A 19,356-nucleotide genomic window follows, 5' to 3' on the forward strand; every position below is an offset into this window, starting at 1 on the left:
CTCGCTCCGCCCGGGTCATGACGCCTCCCCGAATGCGACGTCGGTGGCGAGCACGGCCGCACCGGTGACTCCGGCACGCGGGCCGAGTTCGGAGAGGACCACCGGGAGGTTGCCGGTGGCCAGCGGCAGCGAACGCCGGTAGACGACGCTGCGGATCTCGGCGAGCAGGATGTGGCCGAGCTGGGCCAGTCCGCCCCCGATGACGATCATCGACGGGTTGGCGAAGCTGACCAGGCCGGCGAGCACGCCACCGACCCGACGCCCGCCGTCGCGGATCAGTCGGATGCAGGTCACGTCGCCTTCGATCGCACCCTCGGCGACGTCGAGCGCGGTGACCGAGCCGGCGGCGGTGAGCCGCTCGGCGAGGGCCGGTGAGGAGCCGCTCCGGGCTGCCACGCCGGCCTCCTTGGCCAGCGCGGCGCCGCTGAACAGGGCTTCCAGGCAGCCGACGTTGCCGCACGAACACATCGGACCGTGCGAGTCGACCTGGATGTGCCCGATGTCGCCGGCGCAGCCGTCCGTACCCCGGTAGACCTCACCGGAGAGGTAGATCCCGCAGCCGATGCCGGTGCCGATCTTGACGAACAGGAAGTCGTCCACCGAGTGCGCCACGCCGCCGTGCCGCTCGCCGATGGCCATGATGTTGACGTCGTTGTCCACCACCGCCGGGCAGCCGTGCTCCCGGGTCAGCAGCTCACGGACCGGAAAACGGTCCCAGCCGGGCATGATCGGGGGTGAGACAGGTACGCCGTCGCGGAAGCTCACCGGCCCCGGTACGCCGATCCCGACGGCGTGCAGCCGCTCGTACGCCCCGTCGACCTTGGCCTTCTGCAGCAGTTCGTTGACGCGTTGCAGGATGGCCTTCGGGCCGGAGCGGATGTCGACCGCCTCGGCGTAGTGTGCGATCGGTTCCAGCCGGCCGTTGACCACCTCGACGTCGATCGAGCTGGCGCCCAGGTCGACGGCGGCGAACCGCAGGTCGGGGCTGAGTTCGACCAGCGTGGAACGCCGCCCGCCCCGGGATGCGGCGAGTCCCGCCTCCGCGACGTAACCGAGGCCGACCAGCCGCTCGAGTTCGGCGATCAGGCGAGGTCGGGGAATCTGCAGGCGGTCGGCGAGTTCGGCCCTGGACACCGCGCCCTCGTCGCGCAGCAGCCGCAGCAGTCGGAGGTGTAGCGCTTCCGGGGTGCGCACAGAGAGTCACCTCCGTCAGGCTCACGTTCATCTCGAGGCAACGCAAGCGCGTTGTGCTCGACACAGTAGGAGCCTTCCGGAGTCGATGTCTAGAGCTTCATCCAATCTGACGCTAACTTTTGTCTCTACGGACGAAAGTTAGCTGTTGATCAAGGAAAGGGCCTGGTCACTCGCCGTGACCCCGCTTGCGGAGCTTGCGATCATCGCGAAGCGGGACAAATGGCTCTCGATCCGGCGGGCCGCCGAGTTGGATCGTCCGCTCCCGTTCCAGCTCCGCGCTCAACTCCAGGCCGAGCAGAATGGCCAGGTTGGACAGCCACAACCAGACGAGGAACACCACCACGCCGGCCAGCGAGCCGTACGTCTTGTTGTACGAGGCGAAGTTGGCCGCGTAGAGCGCGAAACCGGCGGAGGCCACCGCCCAGAGCAGCACGGCGAAGATCCCACCCGGGCTGATCCACCGGAAGCTCTGCCGCGCGTTGGGTGTCGCCCAGTAGAGGACCGCGAACGTCAGGCTGACCAGTAGCAGCAGTACCGGCCACTTGCCGATGTCCCAGGCCGCCACCCCGGCCGAACCGACGCCGAGCCGCCGGCCGACCTGCGCGGAGAGCCGCCCACTGAACACCAGGATCACCAGGCTGACCAGCACCAGCAGGCCGACCAGGGCGGTGACTCCGATCCGCAGCAGCAGGGTCCGGACGAGCGGGCGCCCCTCCGGTACGTCGTAGATCGCGTTGGCGGCCCGGACGAAGGCGCCGATGTAGCCCGACGCCGTCCAGAACGCCCCGACAATGCCGAGCACCGCGACCAGGCTGGCGGTGCCGGTGCTGCCCTGGACCTGGGTGATCCCGCCCAGCAGGATGTCCCGGGCGGACTGCGCGGGTACGACGTCCCGCACCACGTCCCGCACTCCGCGTACCGCCGAGTCGCCGAGCAGGCCCACCACGGAGGCCAGCACCAGCAGGGCCGGAAAGAGCGACAACACCCCGTAGTAGGTCAGTGCCGCCGCCCAGTCGGTGACGTCGTCCGCCCGCGCCTCCCGGAAGGTCCGCCGCAGCACCCTCCACCAGGAGCCCCTGGACAGCCGGCCCGGGTGTTCGATTCCCCGCTCCTCGCTCACCCGGCCACCTCGCTCACCCCGGCCTCGCTCACCCGGCCTCGCTCACCCGGCCTCGTCGACCGCGCGGAGGGCACGGCTGTCGCCGGCCGACCGGGTACGGTTCCCACTACCGAAGGTAGTCGTTGCCGGGGCACCCGTCGGCCCAACCAGCTCACTTGCAGAGCAGTCGACCCATCCGCCGCCCCGCGACGACCAGACCGAGCGCCGTGAGCCCGAGCAGATAGAGCACGTCCACGAGTTGGCTCCATCCGCCGCCGGAGACGGAGATGCCCCGGATCAGCTCGACCGACCGGTAGAGCGGGGTCACCTCGACCACCCAGCGCAGCACCGACGGGTACGCCTCGGCGGGTACGAAGGTCCCGGAGAACAGGAACAGGGTGAACTGAGCCGAACCCATCAGGTCGAAGTCCTGCCAGCTCCGCATGAAGGTGGACAGCGCCATCCCGAGCGCGCCGAACGCGAACCCGACCAGTACGGCGGCCGGAAAGGCGACCAGCGCCCGGACCGCACTGGTCAGATCCAGCGCCACCATGATGGCGAGGAACGCCGCCGAGTAGGCGGTGCCGCGCAGCATCGCCCAGCCCAGCTCACCGAGCGCTATCTCGAACGGCTTGACCGGGGTGGCCAGGATGCCGTCGTACAGCTTCATGTACTTCATCTTGCCGAAGAAATTGAATGTCGTTTCGGCCAGCGCGCCGCTCATCGCCGAGGAGGCGAGCATCGCGGGCGCCACGAACGCCGCGTAGGAGACCACCTCGCCGCCGGGCAGCGTCAGGTCGCCGACCAGTGCCCCCACCCCGACGCCGATGGAGAGCAGATAGAGCAACGGCTCGAAGAAGCCCGAGATCAGCACGACCCAGTACGCGGACCGCAGCGCCGCGATGTTCCGCTCGGCCACCGAGACGGAACGGCGGGCCGCTGTCTCGAAACCGATCAGTCGAGGCAGGACGATACTGACCACGGAACCTCTCCTTCGGTCAGGGACGGACGGCGGAACAACTACCCGGGCGGGGCTGGCCACGGATGGGGCCGGCACCGGACGGCGGCGGTCAGATCACCAACCGGCGGCGGAACCGCGCCTGGGCCAGCAACCAGCCGACGACGCCCCACGCGGCGAGGTAGAGCAGATGACCGGGAACCGACCAGGCGGGCGCGACGCCGAGGGTGGCGGCCCGGCACAGGTCGACGCCGTGCCACAGCGGCGACGCGTACGCCAGCCAGCGCAGCACGGCCGGCAGCGACTCGACCGGGAAGAAGACCCCGGCGAAGAGCGTCATCGGGATGACCGCGAACCGGAACAGCATCGCCAGATAGCTGTCGCTGCGGATCGACGCGGTGTAGGCGAAGACCGGTGGCGCCACCGAGAACCCGATCAGCAGCACCAGGAGCGGCGTGGCCAACGCCCACGCCGAGTGCAGCGTCCCGAACAGCGCGGCGACGAGGATGAACGCCAGGCTGCTGGCGAGCACCCGGAACAGCACGAAGGCGAGCTGGCCGCCGACGATGTCGGCCACCCGCAACGGCGTCGCCGCCTGGGCGAAGTAGGTCTTGATCCACTCGAAGTTGCCCAGCACCGGCCAGGTCGACTCGCCCACCGCCACCTGCAACGCGGTCGAGGCGATCAGCCCCGGCACGATGAAGTCGAGGTAGGAGACGCCACCTACTCCGGCGTCGACGTAGGCGCCCACACCCACCCCGAAGCCGACCATCGTGAGCAACGGCAGCAGGAACGACGAGAACACGCCGGCCCGCCAGGTGCGGCGGTACGCGACGAGGTTGTACTCCAGCACCGCCAGGGCGGGAAACCGGCCGACCAGCCCGGTCCTCGGGCGGGGCGGCGCGAGGGCGTCCGCGAGCGACATGTCAGTCCACCAACGTCCGGCCGGTGAGGTGCAGGAAGACGTCCTCCAGGCTGCTCCGCCGGACCAGCACGCTGGCCGGGGTCAACGCCCGGTCGTGCACGCCGGCCACCGCCGCGTCGCCGTCGGTGACATAGAGCAGGATCCGGTCCGGCAACACCTCGATCCGCTCGCCGAGACCGGCCAACTTGCCGGCGAAGTCCTCCTGGGTGTCGGCGGTGAAGCGCAGCTCGACCACCTCACGGGTGGAGTACCGCTCGATCAGGGTCCGGGGCGACCCCTCGGCCACGATCCGACCGCCGTCCATCACCACCAGCCGGTCGCAGAGCTGCTCGGCCTCGTCCATGTAGTGGGTGGTCAGCACCAGCGTGACGCCCTGCTGCTTGAGCCGGAACAGGCGCTCCCAGACCAGATGTCGGGCCTGCGGGTCCAACCCGGTGGTCGGCTCGTCGAGCAGCACGATGTCGGGCTCGTTGACCAGCGCGCGGGCGATGGTCAACCGGCGCTTCATGCCACCGGAGAGCGGCTCCACCTTGCTGCCGGCCCGCTCGGCGAGCTGCACGAAGTCCAGCAGTTCGGCGGCCCGCTCCCGGGCCACCCGGCGCGGGATGCCGAAGTAGCGCGCGTAGGTCGTCAGGTTCTCCCGGACGGTCAGCTCGGGATCGAGGTTGTCCAACTGCGGACAGACCCCGAGCCGGGCCCGGATCGCCGGCCCGTCCCGGTGGGGATCCATGCCCATGATCCGTAACTCGCCACCGGTCGGTGGCGAGACACAGCCGATCATCCGCATCGTCGAACTCTTGCCGGCGCCGTTCGGCCCGAGGAAGCCGAATGCCTCCCCGGCCCGCACCTCGACGTCGATCCCATCGACGGCGGTGAAGTCTCCGAACCGTTTGACCAGCCCTCGGGCCTGGATGAGAACACCGTCGCTCGCCACGGCGTCGACCCTAACCGCCTGGTCCGACACGTCCACCGAGTTTCCGGCTGCCGGCAGCCTCCGCGAGCGCCGGGCCGCGCACGAGGTTGTCCGGGTTCAGGAGATCGCGCTCAGGAGGCAGGGGATCACAGGTCGGGATCGGTGGCGGAGCGGGCCGCCGCCACCAGGCGGTCGGTCTCCTCGACCACCGCGTCGTCGCCGATCGGGGTGCCGGGGTCGTACCGGACGGTCCAGGTCAGACCGTCGACGCCGCGTACCCGACGGGCCGCGATCCGGAGGCCGCCGCCGGACAGCCGGTGATGGGCGGTGTAGGCCACCGAGCGGGTCACCCGGGCCCGTACCTGGTGCGGCACGTCACCCGGATCGACGAGCAGGTACGTCCGGACCGGCCCGTCGGCGACCACCCGGTAGTCGGCCCGCTCCTCGACCGGGTCGGCGGAGGTGACCGCCAGGTCCCGGCCCGACCAGACCGCCTTGTGGACGTCGTGCCAGCCGATCCGCGCGGTATCGCCCGGCAGCCACAGCCCCCGGTCGGTGACCACCACGATCTCGTCGCCGTCGGCCACCTTGGCCCAGTCGAGTACCCGCTCGTCCCGGTCCAGCGCCACCGGACGGCGGTCGGCCGGCAGCCGCCGCCCCCGGGAGAACAGGTTGAACAGTGCCACGGCTACAGACCCCCCATCGCCTGCTCGCGCAGGGCTCGGGCGTGCTGCTCCAGCGAGAGCAGCTCCCCGAAGAGCGTGAAGTACTCGTCCTTGTTGGCCGCCGGATTGACCCGCTGGACCTTCGATTTCAGGTCCCGGATCCGGTTGGTGACCGCGCCCCACTCCAGTCGGGCCAGGGTGATCGAGACGTACCGCGGGTCGGGCTCGGCGTCGATCCGCAGCGGTTCCACGGCGAGTTCGCCGACGAGCGCCGCGGCGCCCAGGTCGCCGCAGGCGTCCCGGACCCGTTCGATCCAGACCGCACCGGCGGTCGCCGACGCCGCGCCCCCGGCCGCCTCGATCGCCGCCCGGACCGCCTGGTGTACGGGATTCAGGTACGACTCCGGCGCGAGTGCGTCGAACATCGGCCCGGCCAGCACCGGCACCTGGAGGGCGAGCTTCAGCGCCTCCCGCTCCACCATCGACTGCGGGTTGTCCACCACCGGCACGCGCCGGCCAGCCGGGGCGGGTTCGGGGGCGCCTCCCCGGCGCGTCGGACCGGCCCCGGACTGCGCGGCGGCGTTCAGCACGGCACGCTGCACGGGCTCGATCTCCATGCCGAGATCGCCGGCCAGCTTGCGGACGTACTCGGGGCGCTTCTCCCGGTCCTTGAGCTTGGCCACCAGCGGCGCCGCCTGGCGCATCGCCTCCACCCGGCCGTCGACGGTGTCCAGGTCGAACCGGTTGAGTATGTGACGCAGCGCGAAGTCGACCAGCGGCTCCCGCCGGGCGACCAGGTCACGCACCGCCAGGTCGCCCTTTGCCAGCCGAAGGTCGCACGGGTCCATGTTGTCCGGGCTGACCGCGATGAAGGTACGTCCGACGAACCGCTGGTCGTCCTCGAAGGCCCGCAGTGCCGCCTTCTGACCGGCGGCGTCCCCGTCGAAGGTGAAGATGATCTCGCCGGCCACCGCGTCGGTGTCCATCAACAGCCGGCGCAGCACGGTGATGTGGTCGGCGCCGAACGCCGTGCCACAGGTCGCCACCGCGGTCGGTACGCCGGCCAGATGGCACGCCATCACGTCCGTGTAGCCCTCGACGATCACCGCTCGTCCCTGCCGGGCGATCTCCCGCTTGGCCTGCGAGATGCCGTAGAGCACGTGCGACTTCTTGTAGAGCGGCGTCTCGGGGGTGTTCAGGTACTTCGGGCCGTCGTCGTCGTCGAACAGCTTGCGTGCCCCGAACCCGATCACGTCGCCGGCCAGGTCCTTGATCGGCCAGAGCAGCCGGCGCCGGAACCGGTCGATGAGCGAGCCCGACCGCGCCTCGCGGGACAGGCCGGCGGTGACCAGTTCCTGCCCCGTGAAGCCCTTCTGCCGCAGGTGCTTGGTGAGCGGGTCCCAGGCGTCCGGGGCGAAACCGCAGCCGTACGTCTGGGCGGCCGTCCGGTCGAAGCCGCGCTGGGCCAGGAACTCCCGGGCCGGGCGGGCTCCGGCGGTGCCGAGCTGGCCGGCGTAGAACTCGGCGGCGGCGGCGTGCGCGGCGACCAGGCGCTGCTTCTGGCCCTGCTGCTGCCGGACCGGAGCCGGCCCGGCCTCCATGTACCGGAGCTGGATGTTGGCCCGGTCGGCGAGCCGTTCGACCGACTCGACGAAGGTCAGGTGCTCGGCGTCCATCAGGAACTTGATCGCGTCCCCGCCGGCTCCACACCCATGACAAAAATACACATTTCGGGCAGGTGCCACCGTGAACGACGGGGTCTTCTCGTCGTGGAACGGGCACAGTCCCTTGAGGTTGCCCCCACCGGCGGACCTGAGCGTGACGGTCTCGGAGATGATGTCGGCGATCGAGGTGCGCTCCCGCACCACCGCGATGTCCTCGTCCCGGATCCGACCAGCCATCCGTCACCCCCTCCGGCGTACATCCTGCCCTGCCGGACTGATCTCCTCGGCGAAGGGGGTGTGCCGGCGGGCCCGGGTTTCCGGCCGGGGTGACGCGGCTCGGCTCAGCGGACCGCCGCCGCCGTCTCCTCCGCCTCGACGAGCCGGTTCCACTCGGCCTTGGACGAGCGCCAGCTCTCGTCGTCGTCGCCCCGACGCCAGTAGCCGGAGATGGAGAGCTGATCCTGCGGCACCCGGAGTTCCACCCGCAGCATCCGGCGCAACTCCCGGACGAAGTTCGCCTCCCCGTGCACGAAGGCGTGCACCGCGCCGGGCGGGAAGGCGAGCGCCCGTACCGCCTCGACCAGGGCCTCCCCGACGACCCGACCGTCGCGGTGCACCCAGACGATCTCGGCGGCTCCGGCGGTGGTCAGTTGCTGCTGCTCCGCCGGCCCGGCGATCTCGACGAAGACCCGCGCCGGGGCGCCGTGCGGCAGCCGCTCCAGCGCCGCGCCGATCGCCGGCAGGGCGCTCTCGTCACCCACCAGCAGGTGCCAGTCGGCCGCCGGGTTCGGGGCGTACCCGCCGCCGGGGCCCCGGAACAGCATCTGGTCGCCGGGGCGGGTCCGGGCGGCCCAGGGCCCGGCCAGCCCCTCGTCGCCGTGGTACACGAAGTCGAGCGTCAACTCCCCGGCCGCCGCGTCCCAGGCCCGGACGGTGTACGTCCGCATCCGTGGCCACTGCTCACGCGGCCACTCGCGGCGGATCAGGTCCAGGTCGCACGGCACGGGATAGTCGACGCCGGCCGGCGGGAAGATTAACTTCACGTAGTGGTCGGTGTACGTGTCCGCGGTGAAGCCGGCCAACCCGTCCCCGCCGAGCACCACCCGGATCATGTGCGGAGTGAGCCACCGCTTACGCAGCACGGTGGCGTACCTGACCCCGGTCCCGTTCTTACCATCCGCCATTAGATTAGGCTAGCCTAAGTGGCTCCGGTCCGGCGACCGGGGCCCGCTTTTCAGTTGGTCGGCGACGTAGGCTGGCTGCCACGAACCGCCGACGCCGCTCGGTCGCAACGGTCAGTTCGTCCGTGAAATGGTCGATTCACTGGGGAGAGGGTCATGGGCCAGGGCGTACACGTGCAGGAGCTGCCGGGCATCGGCAAGCGGTATGACATCGATCTCGGGCACGGCGGCGACCGGGTTTCGGTGGTGGTACGCCGCGACGGCACCCGGGACCTGTACGTCTTCAACTCGCGGTCCGACGAACCGACCGCGGTCATCGAGCTGAGCGAGGAACAGTCCCGCAAGGTCGGTGCCGTACTCTCGGGCACCTTCTTCGCCTGACGCCACCGGCTCCGCCGTCGCGCCCGACCGTCCCGCTCCACCCCGGGCATCCGCCTGACCCGCCGACGCCCTCGACCCCTGGCACCACCGCGCCGAAGTCCCGGCGGTGCCCCGACGCCGCCGCACCCGGGCCCGGTACGCCAGGCCACCGGCACGACACCTGGTGGGAGACGTGATGCACGCTGATCTGATCGGGTTCGGCGCCATAGTCCTGATCGCGGGTCTGGTGGCCCGCGCGGGGCGCCGAATGGGCCTGCCCAGTATCCCGTTCTACATGCTGACCGGGATCGTGCTCGGGCCGGCCACACCCGGTCCGGTGCTGATCGAACACCCCGAGGACCTGGCCCTGCTGGCCTCCGTCGGACTGGTGCTGCTGCTGTTCAACCTCGGGGTCGAGTTCCCGGTCCAGCAGGTGTTCGGCAGCGGGCGGCGGCTCTTCATCGCCGCGGCCTGCTCCATCGGCCTGAACGTCAGCGCCGGCCTGGCCTTCGGGTTCAGCCTGGGCTGGGGCACCTCGGAGGCCTTCGTGATCGCCGGTGCGCTGGGCATCTCGTCGTCGGCGATCGCCACCAAGCTGCTCATCGAACTGCGCCGGCTGGCCAACGCCGAGACCCCGATCATCCTCGGCATCATCGTGATCGAGGACCTGTTCCTCGCCTTCTACCTGGCCCTGCTCTCCCCGATCCTGGCCGGCGCCAGCTCCCCGGCCGAGATCGCGATGCACATCGGGGTGAGCTTCGGATACCTGCTGTTGCTGGTGGTGGTCGCCAAGTGGGGTGCCCGGGCCGTCGGCTGGCTGATCGGCAGCCACGAGGACGAGCTGCTCGCCATCGGAATGTTCGGCCTGGTGGTGCTGGTGGCCGGGCTGTCGGCCGAGGTCGGCGTCTCCGACGCGATCGGCGCACTGATGATCGGGCTCGTCGTCGCCCGGACCGCCGTACGTGAACGGGTGGAACGGCTGGTACTCCCGCTCCGGGACGTCTTCGCCGCGATCTTCTTCGTGGCCTTCGGACTCAGCATCGACGTCGGCGCGTTCGGCTCGGTGGCGGTGCCGGTGGCCATCGCCGTGCTGATCACCATCGTCGTGAACATCGGTTCCGGGCTCATCACCGGCTCGCTCTTCGGGTTCAACCAGCGGGGGGCGAGCAACGTCGGGCTGACCGTGCTCGGCCGGGGCGAGTTCTCGCTGATCCTGGCCACCCTGGCGCTGGCCGCCGGGCTGAACCCCCGGATCGGGCCGTTCGTCGCGCTGTACGTGCTGATCCTGGCGGTACTCAGCCCGATGTTCGCGGCCCAGTCCCGCTACCTCGCTCGGGTGATCCCGGACCAGCTCCTCCGGTCACGCTGGCGGTACGTCCGCGAGGAGACGATGAGCACGGCCTGCTCGCACGGGGACCGGATACACATCACCGAGACCGACGCCGAGGTCTGCCCGCAGTGCGTGGAGACCGACGACCGCTGGGAACACCTCCGCCTCTGCCTGACCTGTGGCGCGGTCGGCTGCTGCGACGACTCCACCAACAAGCACGCGACGGCGCACTTCGAGGAGACCGGGCATCCGTTGATCCGCTCGCTCGAACCACGCGAGGACTGGCGGTACTGCTACCTCGACGGGGCGCTGGTCCGCGAGCCGATCGGACCCCGCCCGGCCGACGAGTCCTGAACCCCCGAACCACGGGTTGGCCTCGGCCGGCAGCCCGAATTACGGGTTCGCCTCGGCCGGCAGCAGGTGACTCACCTGCGGTATCCCGTCGGCGTGTTCCAGCGCCCGCAGTTCGGCCGCCTGGTCCGCTTTGGTCAACCGGCCACCGTGCTGCCGCAGGTGCTCGTCCCAGGAGGCCAGTTCGTAGATCTCGACGAAGAGGTCCGCCGACTCGCCCTCCCGGAACAGGCCCCAGCGCATCGCCCCGGTGCGCTGCCGGGCGGCCCGGACCTCCTCCATGGCCGTCACGAACCGCTCCCGGTGCTCCTCCCGGACGGTGTAGGTCAGGACGACCATCACCGGCCCGACGCTCGGGTCGGGCTCGTGCACCAGGTCGAGATCCGGCCAGTGCGTCGCCGGGTCCCGCTCGACGGCGCGGAGGTCCGGCAGCGGCCACATCCGCACGGTCAGCCCGCCGAGGATCATCAGCACGGCGGCGGCCACATGGGCGATGACCAGGCTCGACGCGTCCGCGACGATGCCCCAGGCCAGCGCGCCGAGCGCCTGACCGCCGGCGAACGCCACCTGGTAGACGGCCAGCCCGCGGGCGCGCACCCAGCCGGGGAGGAAGAGCTGGATCTCGGCGTTGACGTTGGACAGCACCGTCACCCAGGCCAGGCCGGCCGGCACCAGCGCGATCAGCACCACCGCCTCGATCTTGACCAGCGCCACCACGAGCATGGCCAGCCCGTACGCCATTCCGGCGATCAGCAGGAACTGGTTCGGCGAGAGCCGGGACCGTACCCAGGGCAGCACCAGCCCGCCCGCGACCGCACCGACACCGAGGGCGGCGAGCAGGACGCCGTACCCGCCGGAGGAGAGCCCGAGTTGCCGGCTGGCGACCAGCGGCAGCAGCGCCCACAACGCGCTGCCGGGGATCAGGAAGAGCAGGGCCCGCAGCAGTAGCCGCTGCACGATCGGCGAGTGCCGGACGTACCGGCCGCCGGCCCGCAACGCGGCGGTGAACCGCTCCGGCACCTCGACCGAGCGTGCGCTACCGGCCCGCCAGCGGATCAGGACGAACGCGAAGAACAGGAAGGCCAGGGTGTTGAGCGCGAAGACCAGCGGAACGCCGGTCCAGGCGATCAGCAGGCCGGCGAGCGCCGGGCCGACCGAACGGGCCACGTTGACGCTGATCGAGCCGAGCCCGGAGGCGGACTGCAACAGGTTGCGCGGCACCAGGTCGGGAATGACCGCGGCCCACGCCGGCAGGGTGAGCGCCTGGCCGACCCCGAAGGCGAAGGTCAGGGTGAGCAGCAGCGCCGGGGGCATCCGCCCGGTCGCGGTGAGCAGTGTCAGTGCCACCCCCACCCCGACGATGAAGAACTGTACGGCGATCAGCAGCCGTCGCCGGTCGAGCGTGTCCGCCAGGGCGCCGGCGGGCAGCGCGAGCAGCAGGATCGGCAGCATGCTGGCGGTCTGCACCAGCGAGACCAGGGTGGAGGCGTTCCGTTCGTCGATCAGTAGCCACTGGGCACCCACGGTCTGCATCCAGGTGCCGATGTTGGCGACCAGCATCGCCACCCACAGGTTGCGGTAGGTCGCCACCCGCAGTGGCGCCCACGCCGAGGGGGGTGGCTCGGCGGAAGCCGGCCCGGCGCTGACCATCGGAGCCGGTTACCAACGTCCGTCGGCGCGCAGCACCTTCTGGCCCGAGACGTAGAGGTCGTCGGCCCCGAGCAGCAGCAGCCGGACCACCTCGGTGGCCACCTGCTCGGGCAGCGCGAAGATCGTGTCGAGGAAATCGGCACCGACCCGCTCCTGCAGCCTGGTGTGCATCGGGCCGGGATGGATCTCCATCACCTTGATGCTGTTCGTCCCCTGCGCCTCGGCCAACGACTCGACCAGGCTGGTGCCGAAGCTCTTCGTGGCCCGGTAGAGCGGGATGCCGGGCCGGGGCACCTCGGTCGCCAGCGCGCTGACGTAGACGATGTTGCCGTACCCCTGTTCCCGCATCCGGATCAGCGCCTCGTGCAACAGGAACGCGGTGCCGAGCACGTTCACCTCGACCGCTCCGCGGATCGTCTCCGGGGAGATCTCCTCCAGCCTGCCGCCGGCCCACATCGCGGCGCAGTGGGCCAGGCCGTCGATCGGGCCGTACCGGACGACGACCTCCGCCAGGGTGTCCCGGACCTGCTCGCTGCGGGACACGTCGCAGACGATGCCGTCACAGCCCAGCTCGTCCCGGGCCCGGGACACCTCCGCCGGCATGTTGCCGAGGATGACCACCCGGTGTTCGGGCGCGAGGATCCGGGCCACCTCCATCCCGAGCCCGCTGGTGCCGCCGTCGACCACGAATGTCCTGGGGTTCATAGGCCCACTCCAGTTCCTGTCCGCGGCTCCCGGTCAACAAACGCCCTACCAAGGAGGTTTCCACCTCGGAGCGGGGCGTGCGGCAGGATCGGGCAATCGGAATGCCCGATCCCGATCGCCGGCCGGGTGTTTCAGCAGGAGTGGGCCCGACTGGTCCCGATGCCCGGATCAGCGCAGCAGGTCGGTCAACGGCACCCCGGGGTCGGTCAGCCGGTCCGGATCGACGGACCGGCCCTGGTGGCCGGCCCGGACCAGCGCCTCCAGCGGCTCGCCGTCGTCCCAACGGTTGACGTTCATCGCGGCCAGCACCCGGTCGGCACGGAGCCAGAATGCGATGAACTCCGGATCGGCCGTCGAACGGACCGTGGGATCGCCCCGGAACACCACCCGGTCGTAACCGTCCGGCCCGACGTGGCCCCGGTACTCCATCCCGAGCGAGGGGGTGTCGGTGTACTGGTCGGTGAAGAAGTACGGGACGCGGTCGTACTCGACCGGCTGGCCGAGCATCGACCGGGCCGCGGCCGGACCGCCGTTGCGGGCGTTCGACCAGTGCTCGACCCTCAGCCGGGTCGCCAACAGCGGATTGTAGGCGGCGGCGACGTCGCCACAGGCGTAGATGTCGGGATCGGCGGTCCGCAGGGCGGCGTCGGTGACGATCCCGTCGTCCACCTCCAGCTTGGCCGCCTCGGCCAGTTCGGTGGCCGGGTCAATGCCCACGCCGACCAGTACCAGATCGGCGGGAAGCTCCGTGCCGTCGTCGAGCACCACGCCGGTCAGCCGGCCGTCCCGCCCACGGAACTCGCGTACCCCGGTACCGAACCGGAAGTCCACCCCGTGGGCCAGGTGCAGGTCACGGTAGATCGCCGCCACCTCGTCGCCGAGCACCCGCCGCAACGGCAGCTCGTCCTTCTCGACCACCGTGACCGGGCAGCCGTGGGTATGGGCGGCGGCGGCCACCTCCAGGCCGATCCAGCCGGCGCCGACGACCACCACCGACCCGCGGGAGCGGAGCGCCGCGCCCAGCTCGTCGGACTGCTCGATCCTGCGCAGGTACCGGACTCCGGGCAGGTCGGCACCGGGCACGTCGAGGGTCCGGACCCGGGAGCCGGTGGCGAGCAGCAGCTTGTCGTAGCGCAGCGGCTCGGAGCCGTCCAGGGTGAGCGTCCGGTTACTCGGGTCGAGGTCGGTGGCCCGACGCCCCAGCAGCAGCTCGATCCGGTGCTGCCCGTACCAGTCCGCGTCGTGTACGAAGGCCTTCTCCCTCGGCTCCGTGCCGAGCAGGTAGCCCTTGGACAGCGGCGGCCGCTCGTACGGTCGATCGATCTCCTCGCCGACCAGCACGATCCGGCCGACGAAGCCCTCGGCGCGAAGTGTCTCGGCCGCCTTCGCTCCGGCCAACGAGGCACCGACGATCACGAAGGTAAGTTCGCTCGGTTGGGTCATGCCCGTCAGCTTGCCCTGTCGCCCCCCTTGATCACACCTGGTCGATCCACGCAGTTGCACACCGCCGGGCCGGCTCCCATTTGCTCACCTCGATGCGACACTCCGCCGTCATCAGGCGTTCCTCGTCGATGCTTGCCCCGTTTACACACGCCCTCCAGGGTTACCGGCCATGAGGAAGATCAACCGCCGCATCTTCGTCCTGGGTGGACTCGGGGCCGTGGGTGCCGTGGCGGTTCCCATGCAGACCGCCCTGGCCGCCGCCCCCTACCCCTTCAAGCTGGGCGTTGCCTCCGGTGAACCAGCGCCGGACAGCGTCGTCCTGTGGACCCGGCTCGCCCCGTCGCCGCTGAACGCCGACGGACAGGGCGGGATGGCCAACGCCGACGTGACCGTCGAGTGGCAGGTCTCCACCAACGAGCGGTTCAGCACGCTGGTCGCCTCGGGGTCGGTCGCGGCCCGCTTCGCCGACGCGCACTCGGTGCACGTCGTCGCCGGCGGGCTCGCCCCGGACGCCGACTACTTCTACCGGTTCCGGGCCCAGGGGCACGTTTCGCCGGTCGGGCGTACCCGGACCGCGCCGGCGACCGGCAGCTTCGGCCGGGACCTGGTGATGGCCTTCGCGTCGTGCGCGCACTACGAGTCCGGCTACTACACGGCGTACCGCCGGTTGGCCGAGGACAACCCCGGCCTCGTCCTGCACCTCGGGGACTACCTCTACGAGGACGCCACCTCCGCCGGCTCGGTACGCGAACACGTCGGTGCCGAGATCGTCTCGCTGGCCGACTACCGCCGCCGGTACGCCCAGTACAAGTCCGACCCGGACCTCCAGGCGGCGCACGCGGCGGCACCGTGGCTGCTGGTCCCGGACGACCACGAGGTGGAGAACAACTACGCCGGCACGGTGCGGGAGAACAACACCCCGGCACTGACCGCCGCGCAGTGGACCGCCCGGCGCACCGCGGCGTACCGGGCGTACTACGAGAACCTGCCACTGCGGCCCAGTTCCGCACCGGTCGGGAACAGCATCTCGCTCTACCGCCGGATCCGCTGGGGCCAGCTCGCCACCTTCCACATGCTCGACACCCGGCAGTTCCGGGACGACCAGGCCTGTGGGGACGGTCGGAAGGTCTGCGCCGACGCCGACCTGGCCAGCCGTACGCTCACCGGAGCCGCCCAGGAGGCGTGGCTGCTCGACGGCCTGGCCCAGCACTACGGCACCTGGGACATCATGGGTCAGCAGGTCTTCTTCGCCCGGCAGCTCGACGCGGCCGGGGCGGCCAGCATGGACTCCTGGGACGGCTACCGCGCCTCCCGGTCCCGGGTCCAGCAGGCTTGGACCCAGCGCGCCGTACGCAACCCGGTGGTGCTGACCGGCGACGTCCACCAGGCGTGGGCGAACGACCTGAAGGCGGACTACGCCAACCCGGCCTCGGCGACCATCGGCACCGAACTGGTGTGCACCTCGATCTCCTCCGGCGGCAACGGATCCGCCGACACGGCGATCCCGAACGCCAGCATCAACCCGCACATCAGGTTCTTCTCCAACCGGCGCGGCTACGTGCGTACCACGATCGGCCGGACCCAGCTCCGGGCCGACTTCCGGGCGGTGGCCAGCGTCACCGAGCACGGCGCCCCGGTTTCCACTGTCGGTTCGTTCGTCATCGCCGATGGCCGGCCCGGCCTCCAGGCCGTCTGAACAGGAGTGCCCGGATGACCGCCATCACCTCGCTGCTCGTCACGTCCCTACTCGCGATCTCCCTGCCGGCCGGCCCGGCGACGCCGGTTCCCGCCACCCCGGCGGTGCCGCCGCCCACCGGCCCGGTCCCCACCAGCCCGGCAACTCCCACGCCCAGCAGCCCGGCCCCCACCAGCCCGACGACTCCGACGCCCACCAAGCCGGCCCCCACCGGCCCGGCAACTCCCACGCCCGCCAAGCCGACGCCCACCAGCCCGGCCACTTCGGCGCCGGGCCGTCCGGCGGTGCCGCTGGCCACCGGCCTGGCCGCGGCGGCCGTGCCGGTCACCTGGACCACCGCCAACAGCGTCGCCACCGGAGACCAGGACGTTCCGGCCATCGCCGCCAACCGCAACGGCCGGGTCGCCGTGGTCTGGGAGGACGACCGGGACACGACCGCGCCGGAGGACGACACGCACTCGGAGATCTACCTGCGGGTCTTCAACAACGGCACGCCGGTGTACGAGCTGAAGCTCTCCGCCGGTGGCACCGCCGGAACCGCCTGGCGGCACGTCACCCCCGACGTGGGTCTGGACGACCGGGGCAACGCCGTGGTGGTCTGGGCGGACGACCCCGACGGCAACGGCTTCTACAACGTCCCGTACCGGGTGGTGTCGCCGACCGGCACCGTGCTCGCCTCGGGCCGGGCCAACGCCTCCGCCGACGGTCAGCAGCTCTGGCCGAAGGTGTCGGTCGACCCGGACGGCGTGCCGAACAGCGCCACCGCCGTCGGGTTCACCGTGGTCTGGGAGGACATCCAGGGCACCCTGCCGGCCACGATCCGGGCCGCCGGCTACACCGGCAACACGACGAAGGCGTACGAGGTGCTGGTGAGCCAGGCGACCGGCACGCACCACCGCCCGGACGTGGCGGTGTCCGCCTCCGGTGACGCGGTCGTCGTCTGGGACGAGGACGCCGACGCCAACGCCAGCTTCAACATCGGCCTCGCCCGGTTCGCCCGGTCGAACGGCGCGGTGAACCTGTCCCGGCGGGTGGCCAACTCGGCGTCCGGCGGCCAGCAGCGGCGCCCGGCGGTGGCGGCCAACTTCAACGGCGACTTCGGCGTCGCCTGGGAGTCCGACCACACCGGCACCCCCGGGGTGTGGAGCCGGTCGTTCAGCAGTACCGGCACCGCCCGGCACGACGACGTCGAGGCGTCCTCCGGTACGGGCGCCGTCGCTCCCACGGTCGGAATCGACGACCAGGCCAACACGGTGGTCGGCTGGACGGTCCAGACGGCCAGCCAGGACATCGCGGCCCGGGGCTTCAACCCGGACGGTACGGGCACCGGCCGGCTGCCCGCCGGAGTGCTCGGCCAGACGACGGCGGGTCGCCAGGAGCAGATCGCGCTGACCTCGTCCCCGTGGGGAGAGATCAGCGTCTGCTACACGGACGACAACGACGGCAACCTGTTCGACCAGATCATCCTGGGGGTGGACGGCTCGAACTCCGGCTGGTAACCCGAGTGGCTCCGGCTGCCGCTCGCCGCACCCCCGACGGTGCGCGAGGCCCGGCGGCCGGGGCCGCCGTCGTCCAGTCGGCGTCCAGTCGGAGTCCAGCAGGGTCGGCGAAGCTACCCACGATGTTCAAACTCATCGATGAATGGAGCACGCCGATGGCCCCCACCAGCACAATGCGTCGTCGCCTGACCAGGCTTCTCACCACCGCCCTCGCCGCCCTGGCCGCGACGCTCCTCATGACCTCGCTGACGGCGGCGCCGGCCCACGCGGCGTGGGGTGCGCCGCTGACCGTGGACCTCCAACTGCGCAGCTACTCGAACGGCTACGAGTACCGGGTGGGCCGGGTCGTCGGAACGGTCCAGTTCGACGACGGGAACTCGCACTACCTGTTGTCGCTGGTCCTGTGCCGCCAGTCGAGCTACACGGTCCCGAACGTCAGGATCGGCGTGAACGGCGCCCCGCACCAGAGCTTCTCGAACCAGGACGACCAGCGACGCCCGGAGAGCTGCGGCGGCGGCCACGGCATGTCCGGGACGATCAGCGGCGCCTACGCGTACGGCGGGGTGATCCAGAACCTCACGGTCGGCATCGAGGGCATCCACTTCGACGGTTCGACCGCCAGGTACGTCAGCAACGGCGCGTTCTACGACAACCCGTTCAACTAACCACCGCCTCCCGCGATCATCGGTCCGGGAACCGGTGGTCGCGGGAGGAGGTGGGGCCCTCGCCGCAGGAGGTGCGGGCCACCAGCGTCGGCGCGAAGACGAGCGTGACCGGCTCACCGGGGCGTTCGACGACGAGTTCGGCCGCCCGTCGGCCCATCTGGTACGAGGGTTGGGCGATCACGGTGATCCCGAGCGCGGGGGCCCAGGAGAAGTCGTCCATGGTCAGGAACGCGACGTCGTCGGGGATGGCGACGCCCCGGGCGGTCAGTGCCGAGTGGACCGCGACGGTGAGCCGGCCGGTGGTGCAGACGACCGCGTCCAGCGGCCGGTCGCGGTTCCGGGCCCGCGCGAGTAGCGAACCCACCGCGTCGCTCACCTCCGTCTCGCTCTCCGCGACGGTCACCGCGTCCTCGGGCAGCGGCAGACCGCGTTCGGCGAGCGCCTGCCGCAGCCCCGCCGTGCGCTCGAGCTGGGAGGGCCGGCGCCCGGAGGTGACGACTCCGACGGACGACCGCCCGTACCCGGTCAGATGCGCGGCCATCAGCCGACCGGCCTCGGCGTCGTCCAGGCTGACCGAGTGCACCCCGGGCGGTGGGTCCGGCACGGTACGGGCGACGACCACACACGGTGCGCCGCTCTCGGCCATCCGCCGGGTACGGCTGTCGGCCGTCTCGCCGGTCGTCACGATCAGCCCCCGTACCCGCTGCTCGTCCATCGCCCGCACCTGGGCGACCTCCCGGTCGATCTGCCGGAACGTGTTGGTGAGCAGCACGAGACTGTCGTTGGCGGCGGCGACCTCGTCGATGCCACGGATCAGGTCGAGATAGAAGGGGCTGCTCAGATCGCGGATGACGACCCCGATCGTGCTGGCGCGGCCGGCGAAGATGCTCCTGGTGAGCGCGTTGGGCGTGTACGCGAGCCGGGCTACCGCCTCCCGTACCCTGCTGGCCGTCGTCTCGGCGACGGCGCCACCGTTGAGTACCCGGGAGACCGTGGCCGTGGAGACGCCGGCGTACGCGGCCACGTCGCCGATCGTTGCTCGCTTCGCCATGGACACC

17 protein-coding genes are annotated in these 19,356 nt (G+C 71.1%); 5 read left to right on the forward strand and 12 right to left on the reverse strand.

Annotated elements, in window-relative coordinates:
* Positions 1–15 precede the first annotated feature (15 nt).
* From ACFP2T_RS36975 to ACFP2T_RS37010, 8 genes are all read right to left on the reverse strand, one after another.
* Complete coding sequence (locus ACFP2T_RS36975) at positions 16–1,194, reverse strand: ROK family transcriptional regulator (RefSeq protein WP_377430356.1); 1,179 nt, start codon at positions 1,192–1,194, stop codon at positions 16–18.
* A 166-nt stretch (positions 1,195–1,360) separates the two neighbouring features.
* Complete coding sequence (locus ACFP2T_RS36980) at positions 1,361–2,314, reverse strand: YihY/virulence factor BrkB family protein (protein WP_377430358.1); 954 nt, start codon at positions 2,312–2,314, stop codon at positions 1,361–1,363.
* Positions 2,315–2,465: 151 nt separating this feature from the next.
* A complete protein-coding gene (locus ACFP2T_RS36985) occupies positions 2,466–3,275 on the reverse strand; it encodes an ABC transporter permease (protein WP_377430360.1) in 810 nt (269 codons plus the stop codon).
* Positions 3,276–3,363: 88 nt separating this feature from the next.
* On the reverse strand, positions 3,364–4,176 hold the full coding sequence (locus tag ACFP2T_RS36990; RefSeq protein ID WP_377430362.1) for an ABC transporter permease: 813 nt from the start codon (positions 4,174–4,176) through the stop codon (positions 3,364–3,366).
* 1 nt (position 4,177) lies between these two features.
* On the reverse strand, positions 4,178–5,110 hold the full coding sequence (locus ACFP2T_RS36995) for an ABC transporter ATP-binding protein (RefSeq protein WP_377430364.1): 933 nt from the start codon (positions 5,108–5,110) through the stop codon (positions 4,178–4,180).
* Positions 5,111–5,235: 125 nt separating this feature from the next.
* Entirely contained in the window at positions 5,236–5,769 is a 534-nt protein-coding gene (locus tag ACFP2T_RS37000; RefSeq protein ID WP_377430751.1) for a hypothetical protein, read from the reverse strand.
* Positions 5,770–5,777: 8 nt separating this feature from the next.
* The gene (gene dnaG, locus ACFP2T_RS37005) at positions 5,778–7,655 is read right to left on the reverse strand and encodes a DNA primase (RefSeq protein WP_377430365.1); all 1,878 of its coding nucleotides are present in this window, start codon (positions 7,653–7,655) and stop codon (positions 5,778–5,780) included.
* Between the two features lie 104 nt (positions 7,656–7,759).
* Positions 7,760–8,602 carry a siderophore-interacting protein gene (locus tag ACFP2T_RS37010; protein ID WP_377430367.1) on the reverse strand — a complete coding sequence of 281 codons (843 nt, stop codon included), beginning with the start codon at positions 8,600–8,602 and terminating at the stop codon, positions 7,760–7,762.
* Positions 8,603–8,755: 153 nt separating this feature from the next.
* Here ACFP2T_RS37010 and ACFP2T_RS37015 point away from each other — a divergent pair, with 153 nt between their 5' ends.
* Positions 8,756–8,980 (forward strand): potassium transporter TrkA, encoded by a 225-nt coding sequence (locus ACFP2T_RS37015; protein WP_377430370.1) that lies wholly within the window; start codon positions 8,756–8,758, stop codon positions 8,978–8,980.
* Between the two features lie 175 nt (positions 8,981–9,155).
* A complete protein-coding gene (locus tag ACFP2T_RS37020) occupies positions 9,156–10,643 on the forward strand; it encodes a cation:proton antiporter domain-containing protein (protein WP_377430373.1) in 1,488 nt (495 codons plus the stop codon).
* A gap of 39 nt (positions 10,644–10,682) precedes the next feature.
* Here ACFP2T_RS37020 and ACFP2T_RS37025 read toward each other — a convergent pair whose 3' ends face one another.
* From ACFP2T_RS37025 to ACFP2T_RS37035, 3 genes are all read right to left on the reverse strand, one after another.
* Positions 10,683–12,290: an MFS transporter gene (locus ACFP2T_RS37025; RefSeq protein ID WP_377430375.1), complete on the reverse strand. Its 1,608-nt coding sequence runs from the start codon at positions 12,288–12,290 to the stop codon at positions 10,683–10,685.
* 9 nt (positions 12,291–12,299) lie between these two features.
* Positions 12,300–12,995 (reverse strand): SDR family NAD(P)-dependent oxidoreductase, encoded by a 696-nt coding sequence (locus ACFP2T_RS37030; RefSeq protein WP_377430377.1) that lies wholly within the window; start codon positions 12,993–12,995, stop codon positions 12,300–12,302.
* 168 nt (positions 12,996–13,163) lie between these two features.
* Complete coding sequence (locus tag ACFP2T_RS37035; protein ID WP_377430379.1) at positions 13,164–14,438, reverse strand: NAD(P)/FAD-dependent oxidoreductase; 1,275 nt, start codon at positions 14,436–14,438, stop codon at positions 13,164–13,166.
* 169 nt (positions 14,439–14,607) lie between these two features.
* On the opposite strand from ACFP2T_RS37035, the gene ACFP2T_RS37040 reads away from it, so the two are divergent.
* The 3 genes from ACFP2T_RS37040 to ACFP2T_RS37050 all read left to right on the forward strand — a co-directional run bounded on the left by ACFP2T_RS37040 (position 14,608) and on the right by ACFP2T_RS37050 (position 18,298).
* A complete protein-coding gene (locus tag ACFP2T_RS37040) occupies positions 14,608–16,134 on the forward strand; it encodes an alkaline phosphatase D family protein (RefSeq protein ID WP_377430381.1) in 1,527 nt (508 codons plus the stop codon).
* A gap of 14 nt (positions 16,135–16,148) precedes the next feature.
* Positions 16,149–17,633 carry a hypothetical protein gene (locus ACFP2T_RS37045; RefSeq protein ID WP_377430383.1) on the forward strand — a complete coding sequence of 495 codons (1,485 nt, stop codon included), beginning with the start codon at positions 16,149–16,151 and terminating at the stop codon, positions 17,631–17,633.
* 122 nt (positions 17,634–17,755) lie between these two features.
* Complete coding sequence (locus ACFP2T_RS37050; protein ID WP_377430386.1) at positions 17,756–18,298, forward strand: hypothetical protein; 543 nt, start codon at positions 17,756–17,758, stop codon at positions 18,296–18,298.
* Between the two features lie 16 nt (positions 18,299–18,314).
* Here the strand turns inward: ACFP2T_RS37050 and ACFP2T_RS37055 are convergent, their stop codons facing one another.
* Positions 18,315–19,349 carry a LacI family DNA-binding transcriptional regulator gene (locus ACFP2T_RS37055; RefSeq protein WP_377430389.1) on the reverse strand — a complete coding sequence of 345 codons (1,035 nt, stop codon included), beginning with the start codon at positions 19,347–19,349 and terminating at the stop codon, positions 18,315–18,317.
* Positions 19,350–19,356: the final 7 nt, after the last annotated feature.

The sequence above is a fragment of the Plantactinospora solaniradicis genome (assembly GCF_042658085.1).
GTDB classification, from domain to species: Bacteria; Actinomycetota; Actinomycetes; order Mycobacteriales; family Micromonosporaceae; genus Plantactinospora; species Plantactinospora solaniradicis.

Bases quoted from the DNA above. Each gene is read 5' to 3' on its own strand.
- ACFP2T_RS37035 (WP_377430379.1), bottom strand. From the start codon at position 14,438: ATGACCCAACCGAGCGAACTTACCTTCGTGATCGTCGGTGCCTCGTTG.
- ACFP2T_RS37030 (WP_377430377.1), bottom strand. From the start codon at position 12,995: ATGAACCCCAGGACATTCGTGGTCGACGGCGGCACCAGCGGGCTCGGG.
- dnaG (WP_377430365.1), bottom strand. From the start codon at position 7,655: ATGGCTGGTCGGATCCGGGACGAGGACATCGCGGTGGTGCGGGAGCGC.
- ACFP2T_RS37045 (WP_377430383.1), top strand. From the start codon at position 16,149: ATGACCGCCATCACCTCGCTGCTCGTCACGTCCCTACTCGCGATCTCC.
- ACFP2T_RS37015 (WP_377430370.1), top strand. From the start codon at position 8,756: ATGGGCCAGGGCGTACACGTGCAGGAGCTGCCGGGCATCGGCAAGCGG.
- ACFP2T_RS36990 (WP_377430362.1), bottom strand. From the start codon at position 4,176: ATGTCGCTCGCGGACGCCCTCGCGCCGCCCCGCCCGAGGACCGGGCTG.
- ACFP2T_RS37025 (WP_377430375.1), bottom strand. From the start codon at position 12,290: ATGGTCAGCGCCGGGCCGGCTTCCGCCGAGCCACCCCCCTCGGCGTGG.
- ACFP2T_RS37020 (WP_377430373.1), top strand. From the start codon at position 9,156: ATGCACGCTGATCTGATCGGGTTCGGCGCCATAGTCCTGATCGCGGGT.
- ACFP2T_RS37010 (WP_377430367.1), bottom strand. From the start codon at position 8,602: ATGGCGGATGGTAAGAACGGGACCGGGGTCAGGTACGCCACCGTGCTG.
- ACFP2T_RS37040 (WP_377430381.1), top strand. From the start codon at position 14,608: ATGAGGAAGATCAACCGCCGCATCTTCGTCCTGGGTGGACTCGGGGCC.
- ACFP2T_RS37050 (WP_377430386.1), top strand. From the start codon at position 17,756: ATGTTCAAACTCATCGATGAATGGAGCACGCCGATGGCCCCCACCAGC.
- ACFP2T_RS37055 (WP_377430389.1), bottom strand. From the start codon at position 19,349: ATGGCGAAGCGAGCAACGATCGGCGACGTGGCCGCGTACGCCGGCGTC.